10 protein-coding genes are annotated in these 13,895 nt (G+C 43.7%); 5 read left to right on the forward strand and 5 right to left on the reverse strand.

Annotation, left to right across the window (positions count from 1 at the left end; all coding sequences use genetic code 11):
- The first annotated feature begins 364 nt into the window (after positions 1 to 364).
- On the forward strand, positions 365 to 1,930 hold the full coding sequence (locus tag ACJJIT_RS13720) for a carboxylesterase/lipase family protein (RefSeq protein ID WP_444898752.1): 1,566 nt from the start codon (positions 365 to 367) through the stop codon (positions 1,928 to 1,930).
- 10 nt (positions 1,931 to 1,940) lie between these two features.
- Positions 1,941 to 2,489, forward strand: coding sequence for a histidine phosphatase family protein (locus ACJJIT_RS13725; protein ID WP_444898753.1), 549 nt, complete (start codon positions 1,941 to 1,943; stop codon positions 2,487 to 2,489).
- Between the two features lie 78 nt (positions 2,490 to 2,567).
- Here the strand turns inward: ACJJIT_RS13725 and pepN are convergent, their stop codons facing one another.
- Positions 2,568 to 5,198, reverse strand: a complete 2,631-nt coding sequence (pepN, locus tag ACJJIT_RS13730) for an aminopeptidase N (protein ID WP_444898754.1) — start codon at positions 5,196 to 5,198, stop codon at positions 2,568 to 2,570.
- A gap of 999 nt (positions 5,199 to 6,197) precedes the next feature.
- On the opposite strand from pepN, the gene ACJJIT_RS13735 reads away from it, so the two are divergent.
- From ACJJIT_RS13735 to ACJJIT_RS13745, 3 genes are all read left to right on the forward strand, one after another.
- Positions 6,198 to 9,188: an intermembrane phospholipid transport protein YdbH family protein gene (locus ACJJIT_RS13735; protein ID WP_444898755.1), complete on the forward strand. Its 2,991-nt coding sequence runs from the start codon at positions 6,198 to 6,200 to the stop codon at positions 9,186 to 9,188.
- Between the two features lie 191 nt (positions 9,189 to 9,379).
- Complete coding sequence (locus tag ACJJIT_RS13740) at positions 9,380 to 9,574, forward strand: YnbE family lipoprotein (RefSeq protein WP_252085095.1); 195 nt, start codon at positions 9,380 to 9,382, stop codon at positions 9,572 to 9,574.
- Between the two features lie 11 nt (positions 9,575 to 9,585).
- Complete coding sequence (locus ACJJIT_RS13745) at positions 9,586 to 9,912, forward strand: YdbL family protein (protein WP_444885655.1); 327 nt, start codon at positions 9,586 to 9,588, stop codon at positions 9,910 to 9,912.
- 115 nt (positions 9,913 to 10,027) lie between these two features.
- On the opposite strand, the gene rpoS is transcribed toward ACJJIT_RS13745, so the two are convergent.
- The 4 genes from rpoS to ACJJIT_RS13765 all read right to left on the reverse strand — a co-directional run bounded on the left by rpoS (position 10,028) and on the right by ACJJIT_RS13765 (position 13,869).
- A complete protein-coding gene (gene rpoS, locus ACJJIT_RS13750) occupies positions 10,028 to 11,077 on the reverse strand; it encodes an RNA polymerase sigma factor RpoS (RefSeq protein ID WP_252085093.1) in 1,050 nt (349 codons plus the stop codon).
- Between the two features lie 202 nt (positions 11,078 to 11,279).
- A complete protein-coding gene (locus tag ACJJIT_RS13755; protein ID WP_444898756.1) occupies positions 11,280 to 12,044 on the reverse strand; it encodes a peptidoglycan DD-metalloendopeptidase family protein in 765 nt (254 codons plus the stop codon).
- A gap of 194 nt (positions 12,045 to 12,238) precedes the next feature.
- Positions 12,239 to 13,201 (reverse strand): DUF368 domain-containing protein, encoded by a 963-nt coding sequence (locus ACJJIT_RS13760; RefSeq protein WP_444898757.1) that lies wholly within the window; start codon positions 13,199 to 13,201, stop codon positions 12,239 to 12,241.
- On the reverse strand, positions 13,198 to 13,869 hold the full coding sequence (locus tag ACJJIT_RS13765) for a protein-L-isoaspartate(D-aspartate) O-methyltransferase (protein WP_444898758.1): 672 nt from the start codon (positions 13,867 to 13,869) through the stop codon (positions 13,198 to 13,200). The genes ACJJIT_RS13760 and ACJJIT_RS13765 overlap by 4 nt, the downstream gene beginning before the upstream one ends.
- Between the last annotated feature and the right edge of the window lie 26 nt (positions 13,870 to 13,895).

Here is a 13,895-nt window from a genome sequence, read left to right on the forward strand (position 1 = left end):
TATGAATTTTTTATGAATGTAACATGACCAATCAGCTTGCAACATAAAATTCATGAAATCTCCAACCACTTCTTAAGGCCATCGCTTAATACCCGACCAGCAGTGTACTCCCCCATGACTAATCATCCTTCAAAACCCTAATCTAAACAAACCTCAGACTAATAGACAGCTAATACCCCACCGCCAGCAATCCGCTGACTAAATTATAATTCACCTCATTAAAATTACACTCAGGGTAGAAGTATGCACTTCCCAACAGCGCCTTTTTGTAAATATGATTTCAGTTGAGCCTGTAACAGTCATGCAACCATTCACACTGAAAAAACAAATCTGAGATTTCGTTTTAGAGATAGGGGCGCCAGAAATGACTAAGGATCCAGATGTTGGCAAACACTTAAATAAAAATCTGACGCCAATAATAGAAACTAGCTCTGGCCCCATCATCGGTAAAAGTGATTTGAAATTGGGGATCCATAAGTTTCTTGGGATACCTTATGCCCGCCCCCCCGTAGGAGAACTACGCTGGAGTCCTCCTGAAGAGCTCCCCCCCTGGACAACTCCATATCATGCAGAAGAATTCGGCATGCCGGCTGCGCAAAACCCATCCACATTAATGGAAGTCCGAGGACGAGATGGCGAAATTCCTGAGCGGGAGGAATGTTTACATCTCAACATTTTTTCTCCCCCAGTCAACCCCTCACAGAAGCTTCCAGTTATGTTCTGGATTCATGGGGGATCTTTCTATATGGGCTCTGGCTGTCAACCTATTTACAATGGTAGTTACTTAGCTGCCAGTGGCAGGGCCATCATCATTACATTCAACTATCGACTAGGCTCTTTTGGGTTTTTACGCCTCAAGGACATCTGCGAGATTCCCTCTACCGGTAATGAGGGCATTCTGGATCAAATTGCCGCACTTAAGTGGGTAAAAAATAACATCTCCGTATTTGGTGGAGACCCAGCCAATATTACACTTTTTGGCGAGTCTGCAGGCGCCATGAGTATCGCCTCTATTTTGAATATTTCTGAATGCCAAGGATTATATGCTCGTGCCATTGTGCAAAGCGGCCACCCCAGAGCCCTTCATTCTATCGAGCAGGCAAACCAGATGGCTGAAGCCTTTACTTTTCATCTCAGGAAAATAAGTAAAGGAAAATCACTTTATCACTATACAGCAAAAGAACTTTTACAAGCACAGAAAAAAATTCTAGAAGCTACACAGCTACATCAAAAATGGGGAAAACTTCCTTTTAAACCCGTTATTGACAATAAACTTATAGAAGATACAAAACTTAGTAGAAAAACAACAGAAAAAGGTCTCCCACTCCTTTTAGGAAGCAATCTAGAAGAATGGAATTTGTTTAGTGCATCCAATCCGGAAATATATACACTTACTTATCAAAAGATTTGTAAACACCTAGAGTGGTTAATTCCTGAAGATAAGCTAAAACCCATTATCAATTATTATTATCAACAAGCCTCTATAACTAAAGATAATCATTGGCCAATATGGAGTAAAACCTGGAATCTAATGCTTACAGATATGGTATTTACCCTCCCAGGCCTCAGGCATCTCAATGGATATCCCGGTAATTGTTTTCACTACCATTTCACACAACCCCTTGCCTCTCAACCTCTGTTAGGGGCTTGTCATGCAGTAGAGCTCGGCTATGTATTTGGAACCCATGGCGAAGATTCTCTTAAGATGCTGTACGGTGGAGAAACCGAGGCCCATCTGCTCAGCGCCTCTATTCAGGGATCCTGGCTTAGCTTTGCTGAAATAGGTACTCCTGGAGGGGATTGGGCTGTCTATTCAGGCACCAACAGTAAGCGATTAGGCCAAAATTCAACCTCTAGAGAATTTAATGCCACGGATTTACTCAACTTATGGCAAGATATTCCCAATGAAGCCTTAAATAAATACCTATAAAATCAAAAGCATGATAAAAATTCTACTTGCCCGTCATGGTGAGGCCGCAAAAGGTCCTCTAATACCTGACCCAACTCTCACCACCTTGGGACATAAACAAGCCTCAACTTTAGCTCAAAGTTTCACTGAAAATACGGATCTCAATATAGTTAGTAGTCCCAAACTACGCGCACAACAAACTGCACAACCTTTAGCAGAGAAGTGGAGGAAAATCGTTACTTTAGAAAACAGAGTCAGCGAAATTCCTACACCCAAAGGGGTCACACTACAACAACGCTTACCTTGGCTACGTTCTTTATTAGATCAGAATTGGGACCCCAACAATACACAACAAAAGAAGTGGCGTGACGGAATCATTCACTATCTTTTAAGTATTCAAGAAGACACTATAGTATTTTGCCACTTTATGGTAATCAATTCTGTAGTAGCACATGTTCTGGATAATTCTAAAATTCAGCAGTTCCGTCCTGACTATACATCCATCACCGAACTAAAACTACTCAACGAAAAACTTAACTTAGTTAAACTTGGCAGCGAGCGGATAAGACCAATATTATAAAGAAATTTAGAGTGCTTCACGCTCAAGTCAAAAATGGGGCAATTTATCGCCCCATATAACGAACTTGACAACTGAGCTTTAGTTTATACTTTTACTCACCACCTCAAAAACATCCTTAGATAACCCACCAGAATCAAGAATACCCTTAAGAGCCTCTCTCATTTTACCCGAAAGATCATCACTGTATTTTTGCCAGCGTGTAATCGGCACAACAAGCCGTGCTGCTATCTGTGGATTAATTTTATCTAGCATAACGACCTGCTCAGCAATAAAGAAGAAGCCACTACCATCTTCCTTATGAAACTGCTTAAAGTTTCGATTAGCAAAGCCACCGAGTACCGCTCGAACTTTATTTGGATTTTTAATCTCAAAGGATGGATGCTTTGTTAAATTTTTGATATTGGCAAGAGTTCCATTTCGGGCACTGCTACTTTGCAGCCCTAACCAAAGCTCCACAACTTGAGTATCATCTTTCCAGCACTGATAGAATTCTTGTATTGCCGAATCAACCTTCGGAGCACTTCCGTAGTTAATCAATGCACTCAGTGCTGCGGCGCTATCAGTCATATTCCCAGCTGTCTCAAACTGCTTTTGTACAATATTTAACGCATCATCTTTTTCTGTAGCTGCAAGATAAGATAAGCAAGTATTTTTCAAGCTTCTCTCAGCAATATCTTTTGCATTGGGACTATAGGGTTTCTGGTGATCCAACGCTGTATATCTTTGTAACAGCTCAGGAGCCAATGCCGTTGCCAAAGTTTTTAAGGCGAAATCTCGCGCTACAACTATCGCTTCAGCATCAATAAGATCATTCATCTCTGCAACGGATTGCTCACTTGGCAATCGTAGTATTTCTGCCACTAAGGCGGGATCTAGTGTGCTATCTTTTAGCACATCCCGGTATGCCTCTATCAGTTCAGGCTGTAACTGAAGTGCCTCTCCACTACGATAGTCTTGCTGTAGTTGTGAAAGGGCCATAAATGCAAGACGCTGCGATGCATCCCAACGGTTAAACGTATCTGAATCATTACGCATCAGGAAAATCAACTGTTTCCCGGTATAGGGGTAACGAACTTTGACAGGCGCAGAAAAATCACGCAAAAGTGATGGCAGGGGTTTTTTCCGAAATCCACTAAACTCAAAGAGTTGCTCAGGCTGAGTAACCTCCAGAACTTCCTCAATGTCCCCTTCATTGTTGAGAATAGAGTTATTTCCATCCACATCCAGCAAACCAATTTTAATCGGGATATGAAGTGGTAGACTTTGATCCTGGTTCGCCCTAGTTGGGCAAGACTGAGAAACTTTGAGGCTATATCTGCCCGTTGCTTGATCAAAGCTGTCTGTAACCTCTAAGATTGGAGTTCCAGCTTGACTATACCAATGTCGAAACTGGGTGAGGTTTACCTGATTAGCATCTTCCATCGACAGGATGAAATCTTCACAGGTTGCTGCACTTCCATCATGTCGTTCAAAATAGAGATCGCTACCTTTGCGAAACTTCTCCTTCCCCAATAGGGTGTGCAACATCCGGACTACTTCCGCACCTTTTTCATATACTGTTAATGTATAGAAATTGGAAATCTCTATGTATGAATCTGGCCTTATTGGGTGTGACATAGGGCCCGCGTCTTCAGCAAACTGGTTGGTTCGTAATAGTGAAACATCTTCGATACGCTTAACAGCCCGAGAATTCATATCAGCAGAAAATTCGGCATCACGAAACACCGTAAAACCTTCTTTTAAACTGAGCTGAAACCAATCCCGGCATGTAACTCTATTTCCCGACCAGTTATGAAAGTACTCATGCCCAACGATAGATTCTATTCTCTGGAAGGCAGAATCGGTTGCTGTCTCAGGACTCGCCAGCACACAAGCTGAATTGAAGATATTTAGCCCTTTATTTTCCATGGCCCCCATATTGAAATGATCTACCGCCACGATCATAAAAATATCTAGATCATATTCTCTGCCATATACTTCCTCATCCCAACTCATAGCCTTTTTCAGGGAGCGCATGGCATGCTCGCATTTACCGATGTTTTTTGCTTCAGTAAAAATTTGGAGTTTTACTTCACGCCCGCTACTAGTAGCAAAAGTATCCTCTACATTTTCCAAATCCCCTGCCACCAAAGCAAATAGATAAGATGGTTTCGCAAAAGGATCCTCCCAGGTCGCAAAATGACGACCATTCTCACAATTGCCAAAATCAATCTGATTACCATTGGATAGCAATACAGGATGATCTTTTGGCGCAACGATAGTAGTGGTGAATTTCGACATCACATCCGGACGATCGGGGTAAAAAGTTATCTTTCTAAACCCTTCTGCCTCACATTGTGTGCAATACATACCATTTGAAAGATACAAACCTTCTAAAGAAGTATTATCTTCAGGATTAATTCTATTATGGATTTCCAATATAAATTCAGGCTTATCCACCAATATAGACAATCCCTGGAGGGTTTCTTGATATGAGACCTCGGGAAGAATTGAACCATCAATTGCAATAGATAACAGCTCTAAATCGACGCCATCCAGAAGTAAAGGCGGCAAACCTTGACCCGCCTTGGGGTTCCTACGGATTTTTAGCTGTGACTTTACCAGAGTCGCCTTGGGCTCCAATTCAAAATGAAGATCTGTGCTATCTACCAGATAATCTGGTACTTGATAATCTTTGAGGTAAATAGTCTTCGGCTGAGCGTCTTGCATTTTTTAAATATCCTCATTCAATTCGCCCCCATGGAAGATTAATTCCGTGTAAATTGGGCTCGTATATGCCAACACAGGCTAAAGAAAACATAAATAGATAATACCTCTTCTAATCTTGAATATCTCTAAGATCCATCCCCCGTTTACCAATCACAAATTAGGCTCATTTTGCACAGCTCAAGCAACGGTTCCTAAGCAGATTCAATACCCACCCAGAATCATCGCCGTATTTATCCCTCTAGCGGATGGTCAATTTTTTAGCTATTTAAGCCTCTCTCCACCAATCACCGACTAAAAATCTTATATTTTTAGTTTGATAAGAATGGGGTTCTTGGACTGTTTGTTGGTCCATTGACAGAGGCAGTGGTTTAGTAGGGGTAAACTGATCGGCTATCTTCTAATCAATGAAAACTTCTAGTTACCCGCCCGCCACTCCAGTAGCAGATTTCAGCCTGGACAGCAACTCTAACCACGTGCGGACTGCCCCCTATCGTAAGTGAGAATCTCCACAGCAAAAACAATTATAAGACTCTTGCTGATAGCTTCAGACTATTTAACATACACCTTAATCACTGAGTGAGTCTACAAAAGATTCCAGGTGTTGCAGGTCAAGATACCCCTCCCTCATGAGGTATCTGCATTGCTATCAAAGCCCAATACAGCCTTAATACTTCATTCGAATGGGACTGCAGGCTAAGCCTGTTGCTTTCTGGCTTTTACACCCAAAGCCGGAGAATAATAACAGATGCAATGACACCTAAAACTGCTGCAGGACAGAGTGGCTGACATCTTATGACCCAACATTCATTTCTCATTTTGGTGGGTAGGTGAACCATCTTAGTAGTCAATAATCTAACTCTCACAAAGTATTATCCTGACAGTCTGATAAGATATCTTGTTACAGATCTGCAAAAGACGCTATTAACCCGTTACATGACTGCTGCAGTTTTCTAGCGATTATACGAAATCACCTCCACTCTATAAGTTAAGAGTTTTAAAGTGCGAAAACCCCGTATTCTTATCATTGTGACTACAGTACTCTTAGCTACCTTTCTAGTTGGTAGTTGGTGGAAAAAAGATATTGTTGTCTCTCAGATGATCAACCTATTTGCAGGCGAAGTTGTTATTCAGCAATTATCCGGATTGAAATTAGGCATCAAGGAAGCTTCTATCGAACAAGTCCGCCTTCAGTCCAACCGAAAAAATAACCTTATCCTGAACAAGGTTAAAATACTCTATCCTTTTCATATTATTTTTGATCGGGATAATACCCAAAAGATTGAGCTATCAATTGGCAAACTCACATACTCTGAAATAAAAAACTCTACGTCAAGCAAACCTAACAAAACTGAAAAGATACCCTCTAAAGAAAACACTCTCACCTTAAGTAATTTAACTCAGAATATAATAAGCTTTATACCTGGATCAGTATTCGTAAGAGAAATTGAATTTGGTGATGATTTGAAGGCTGGCCCACTGAAAATTAACCGGCATAATACAGAGATCCATATACAAACACCTTTCAGCTCAATCAAAACCGGAAATCACGAACTTTCACTTAAAGCCAATTTGACTTCAAGCGACATTACTACAGTTACAGAAATAAGCTCTGGCTTAATTAAAGAACCTTCTCGACTGGAAATAGATATATCCAAAACCCATCAAAATCAATGGAAACTAGATGCGAGTGCATCATCAAACCTAAATTCCATTGAGTCGATTCTAAACATCTCTGAAGTATTGACCGAAACCCCTGTAGATGGGATGAGAGCCAGTGGGAATATACTGATTAATGCTCGCGCCTTCGTTCCAGACGAAATCTTATCCAAGGCAAACTATCAGGATATTCTATTTAAAGTTGAGAGTGATAACCTGGGATTGAGCTTACCCATTGAATCTTCCAATAAAAAGATACAAGCTCACTTGTCAACTCAGTCACCCATAGAACTCAAACTAAAGACTCTAAATCCTATTCAGTTAGAGTCCGTCACTGGTTCTGGCTCAATTGAGGTTTCAACACTAAAAGATTCTGGCAGCAAAAATCTTTTGGCAAATCTTAGGTTCGAATATAGCGATCTAACACCCAACCCTAAGTTCCAATTGAAGGGCTCTGTCGATCTGGCTGGCGTAGAACCACTAATCAAGCCCCTTTTGACTAAGAATTACTTTCCTTCACTCGAAATTACCAATCCCAAAGGATATCTCAGCTTTCAAAGTGAGGCTCACTTAAATTTTACCGAAACATCATCTATAAATAAAAACTGGCTTGAGCAAATTCGTCTAACTATCTTACCAAAAAGCAATTTACTGTTTGATGCAGAAATAACCGGCCTGAAAGAAGAGTCTCCCTTACTCACCAGCGGGTTAAATCATAATCAAATTCAAGCCGAAGTTAAGAAGAACATTCATATTACCGGGAGCCCCTCGGAATCCAACTCCTTCAACTTACAAATTCACGATGGATTAATTGTCACTCAGCTAAAAGCCAAAAACACCCCTAATTCAGCCTCTTCAAAAATTGAACACATTCAGTGCATTATCAAAAATTTTACCGAGTGCAGGTTTAAGTTCGAGGTCAAATCTCCTGTAATAATTGATATGCCCGCGGGTGTTGTTCTCAGAAAAGTGGATATTTCATCATCCATTCACTTCCAGGAAGATGGCGACATTCAGAATTTAAAACTGGAACAAGTTAAAGCCTCACTTGGAGAGCTGAAAGCTAAGGAATTCAAGATTAGGGAAGCGGAACTTATAGCACCTAAAGTCAACTGTGAAATTTTATCAGGCATCAAAAGTTGCATTATTGAAAAATCAAGCAACCATTTTAGCAATCTCTCCAGTGAGCATGCGACCTTATCTGGAACACTAGATATGAATAATATAAAAGTAATATCTTCAGGAGATAGCTCACAGTTCAGCAGTGACTTTAGTAGTAACAGACTTAAGGTCGTTACCCCTGAAAATTATACCCTTGAGACTTCTCTTACTGGCTCTCTCTCCCTGGACGGGAGTAAGCTTGAGGGACAAAGCCAAGTTAAGGCCGGTAATTTACAACTCACCTCAAGTTTGCATCATGATATCGAGTTAGCAGTTGGCGCTCTTCAATTTTCACTGCCATATGTTGAGTTCAATTCCGCAGCACCTCTCAGTAAGGTTTTCCAAGGCTTACCTTTAGATATCGTTTCTGGGGGGCTTTCTGCCAATGGCGCTATATCATGGCCTCGCCAATCAACTGATACTATCGATATAAGTTTAACTAATATCGCTGCGATCTACGATAGTAGCTTTGCTGCAGGAGTTAATGGGAATGTTCTGGTGGAAACTCATAGAGGAAAATGGTTTACATCTAAACCACAGCCTCTGACTATAGAATCCATCAACGCAGGATTACCTCTAAATAATTTGTCCTTTTCTCTGTCTGTAAATAAAACACAAGATCTTATCCTAAACGATTTTTCTGCAGAGTTTCTTGATGGAAAACTGTCTTCCGAAGCTTTGTATTGGAATCTGGATAATATAGAGCGCAACAGTACCTTGTACGCAGAGCATGTATCTCTGGAACAGCTAGCTCAAGAAACCGAATCGGAAAGTTTCAAAGCCAAAGGACGTCTTAACTTAACCATACCTATTACCACAGGCCCCCATGGAATTACCGTTAAAAATGGTCATCTGGAAGCAGTCGAGCCTGGCGGAGAGCTAAGATATTATGGTGCCTTTTCTCAGCAGATGCTCAAGGGCAATCCCCAGCTGAAACTGATCTCAAATGCCCTTGAAGACTATGACTTCCGCACCCTGGAAGGCAACTTGCAATATCCTCCCAGTGGAGACCTATTACTCAACTTAAAACTTGTCGGGCGTAGTGAATCAATGGATTCAGAAAGAGACCTGATTATTAACCTCAACCTTGAGAATAATATTCCTGCGATGTTGCGCTCGTTACAAGCCAGCCGTGACCTGACAACAGCGTTAGAAAAGCAACTGGACCAATAGGTTGCTAGTAAAGTAGGCTCTCCCCACTAGTGCATAAGGTCGACTAATTCAGAGCGGGTTAAGGTAGAGCCATTACAATTGCCAAATGTGGTCACTCCCGACGCAGTTGGCGAACCTGGCCTGATTTTTGACGTAACTGCTGAAGATGCAACAAATAAAAGGCGCCTAAGTGGCACCATAAGGAGTATCAGATGAGGGCCAGCCGGCTGATTCTTTTAGGAGTACTGTACACTTTGATTGCTATAGGTTGCACACCTACTGTAGCAGTGAAGGCCCCCAGCGAGCCAATTACTGTAAACCTGAATGTTAAGATTGAACATGAAATCCGGGTCAAAGTGGACAAAGATCTTGAAAACCTGTTTGACGACAAGGAAGGCATTTTCTGAGGAGATAGAATATGAGTATGGTAAAGAAAGCTCTATTAGTTCTGGGCTTGATAATGGCGTTACCCGCAATGGCGATTTCCTTAGAAGAGGCCAAAAAGCAAGGGTTAGTGGGAGAAGCAAACAGTGGCTATATCGCTATTGTGGACGCCAGTTCGCCTGAACTGGAGAAGCTGGTAAAAAAAATAAATGCGGAACGTAAGCAGGCCTATACCGAGATTGCCAAAAGCCACAATGTCGATATTGCCCAAGTTGCGGCACGTGCTGCCGAGAAACTAGAGGCCCGCCTATCCCGTGGGGAGTACTACCAGGATAACCTTGGTCGCTGGGTGAGAAAATAAGCGCTCTTGGAGTAGAAAAACGGAAACTGTGACGTATTACATCGCTATCACAGTTAGTTTGAGGAAGCCCCACGAAACACACCTTTCATGGGGCCTCCCTATTTAGGGGCCAAAATTAGAGATTTCCAAACAGGGATTGCCCGTCAAGTCCCTGCTTTTCCATAACTTCCCTTAAACGTTTCAGTGCATCAACTTGGATTTGGCGAACCCGTTCACGAGTGAGACCAATCTCACGCCCAACTTCTTCTAGAGTGCTCGCCTCAAAGCCACGTAATCCGAAGCGCCTGGATACAACTTCACACTGCTTGTCGGGAAGCTCACCAAGCCAGCGATTAATGCTATCGAAAAGGTCGCTATCCTGAAGGAGTTCTGCCGGATCAGACTCCTGCTGGTCGGGTATAGTATCAACCAACGTCTTCTCGGAAGAAGGGCCTATAGGAGTATCTACGGAGGTGACTCTCTCATTGAGCCCCAGCATCCGTTCGACGTCCTCTACAGGTTTCTCCAACAAGTTAGCAATCTCTTCTGCAGATGGCTCGTGATCCAGCTTCTGTGCAAGCTCACGAGATGCTCGAAGATACACATTTAACTCTTTTACTACATGGATTGGCAGGCGAATAGTACGAGTCTGATTCATAATGGCTCGTTCTATTGTCTGACGTATCCACCAAGTAGCGTAAGTAGAAAAGCGGAAACCTCGCTCCGGATCAAACTTCTCAACAGCGCGAATTAACCCCAAGTTGCCCTCTTCGATTAGGTCTAACAATGCGAGGCCACGACTAACGTAGCGACGGGCGATTTTTACAACAAGGCGTAGGTTACTCTCGATCATACGCTTTCTTGATGCAGCATCACCACGCAAGGCCTTGCGTGCGTAATAAACCTCTTCTTCAGCGGTCAGTAGGGGGGAAAAGCCTATTTCATTGAGATAGAGCTGGGTGGCATCCAGGTTCTTCTGTAAATGGCCATCGCCATCCAACCTGCTAACCCGACTCTTCTCTGTGGGGGAGGAAACGGAGTTATTTTTTGCCGCATTTCTCCGCGTACGGCCACTACTTTTACCTTTTTCGGAATTTAGTTTCTGCTCATCATTCTCTACCGCCAACTCAGGAGGAAAGTCTTCTGCCTGGCCAGTCATGGACTGGTCTTGCCGTTGTGCTTCCATTTCCCCTGCTCCTTGTACTTTGCCAATATCAACCGCATAGCATGAGACCAGAATCGGTCTAAAAAACGACCAATCAGGTACACATGTGCGACAGCCACAGAATCGGCTTGACCATTTGGTCGCCACGATTGCTGTGACCACCCCAAGTGGTATTAGTTAAAAGTCCATTTTTATTTGCAGAGCTTTAGAGCACTCTCCCGGCTTAAGGCAGATACGCGAGAGGGTCCACTGGCTGACCGTTTTTTCGTATTTCAAAGTGGAGCTTGTCGCGGTTGGTACCACTCGAACCCAGTTCCGCTATCCGTTGTCCAGCTTTGACCTTACTACCCTCTTTCACCAACAGTCGGTGATTGTGGGCATAAGCACTCAAGTAAACATCGCTGTGCTTAACGATCAGCAGTTTTCCATACCCTCTTAATGCACTGCCAGCGTAGATAACAGTGCCATCAGCTGCTGCCGATACAGATTCTCCCTTTTCACCGGCGATATCAACACCCTTCCGCAAGGGGTCTCCAGAGCGGAACTTGCTGATGACTTGTCCACGGACAGGCCAACTCCAGTGAATCGTCCCTGTTCGCTTACTTTGAGGCTTCTGGCGCGTAGAGCTTCTCGTTAAAGATTTTTTATTCTTGGCGGGAATAGCTTTTTTTGTGGACACAGGCTTAGCCACAGCTTTTTTTCTGGCTACAGGCGAGCTTGAGGCGACTTGACGCGGCACTTTACCATTCAACTGTAAGCGTTGGCCGGGATAAATATTATAGGGAGGTTTAATGCCATTGATAGCCGCCAGCTTGCGGAAATCCTGACCGTAACGCCAGGCAATAGAATACAGGGTATCCCCGCGGCTCACAGTATGATGATTGAGACGGATACTTGGAGGCTGATTTAGGGAACTACTCGGTGCTCTGTGGCCAGCACAGGAAACCAGGGCTATAGCCACGACACAGACGCCTAATATTTTTAACATCAAAGTCAAAAAATGACCAATATTAGGCTTATTGTTCCGCCAAAAATGGGCCTCAACTTGTCGTAAAAGATGACATTCCATTATTCTCTTTTTACATCAGACCACGGCATTTATGGAAAAAGTGTCTAAAGAAAAGCTCTAAAAATCATTGGAAAAGCTTCATAAAAAGCTGCCATACCGAGATATTCCAGATCTTATTGCGGTGTGGCGTAGGATTTACCTCGATGCCCCCCTCCGAAATAGTCCACCGCGAGAACCAGTACAGCAGCAACCAAAGCGGCAATAATCGCAGGCCCCAGATTCGCATTCTCACCTGTCTGGGCCATAAAGTTCGACGGGGATGTATTCGCGAGTAATGGCGCAAGCTTACTGGAAACAGTTTCGGCGCCACTGATTGGTAGCTTCCAGGGCCAAATTATTTTCAGGCTACCTAATAAGATTCCTGAAAGAAAAGCCAATGTGCGAGCGACATATTTGTGCATCAACCAGGAAAGCAATCGGCTAAAAAGCATTAACCCCAGAGCGGCCCCAACCGCAAAGTACAATAAATTCGACAATTGCAGCTCATGTACTGCAGTGAGCACCTTGGGATAAATCCCAATCATAAGCAGGATAAAGGCACCTGAAATTCCGGGCAAAGCCATGGCACAAATTGCCAATGCTCCAGATAAAAATAAAGTAAGTGGCGTGGCTGGGATATCCCCAGGACGAAGCTCACTGACAACAACTGCCAGCGCGATGCCTAGAAAGAGAAAGACCGCTGTCGAAAGAGACCACCTGGGGATATTGCGAAGAATAGGGAAGGTAGAAGCCAGCACTAGGCCGAAAAAGAAAGACCAGACGAGAATAGGATATTGCTCCAAAAGGCCACTAATAATCCTCGCCAGGCTGAAGATACTGATCAACACCCCTAAAAACAGGGATAACAGGAAGCTGCCATTGATGTGCTTCCACGTCGCAGATAACCCTTCCTCCCGCATTATCGTAATACAGTGAGGCCCTATCCGGCTCAAAGAGTCGAGTAACTCCTGGTAGATCCCTGTAATAAAAGCAATGGTCCCCCCGGAAACCCCCGGAACAACATCTGCAGCACCCATTCCCATACCACGCAGCACTACACCCGGGTACCGGCTCTTAAAGAGCTCTCTAAATTTCATCGAACCACACCACTAAGCAGCGGCACAAACCGCACTGCTTCTAGCTTTTCCACATCGAACTGATCGGTATCCTGGCGACGAGAGATCATCATCAGGTGCTGTTGCTCCGAACCCACCGGAATAACCAGCACACCATTTGGTCCCAACTGTTGCTTGAGTTCATCGGGAACCGTTGAGGGAGCCGCTGCTGCCAGGATTGCATCATAAGGCCCTTTTTCCGGCCAGCCAAAACCACCACTACTGAGATTGTATTCAATATTCCGATATCCCAACTCGTTAAGACGCTGGCGGGCCTTATCGAGCAAGGGTTCGACACGCTCAACAGAAAAAAGTTGTTCAACCAGCCTAGAAAGAATTGCGGTTTGGTAGCCGGAACCCGTACCAACTTCTAAAACTCTATGCAGGGATTTGGCCCTGCTCATCAGCAACTCCGTCATGCGGGCAACAATGTAAGGTTGGGATATTGTCTGGCCATAGCCAATTGGCAGAGCTGTATCCTCATAGGCGCGGATCGCCAGGGCTTCATCCAGAAAAAGGTGCCTGGGGGTCGAAGCCATCACATCGAGGACTTCTTCATTGCTAATGCCCTCATCCCTCAAGCGTTGGATCAGGCGATTGCGAGTTCGCTGGGAGGTCATTCCCAAGCCTTCGTGTCTCAAGCGGTCCATAAGCTTTTATTCCATCCCCTGTATAA

Source organism: Microbulbifer mixtoriginis (SeqCode), from assembly GCF_052467515.1.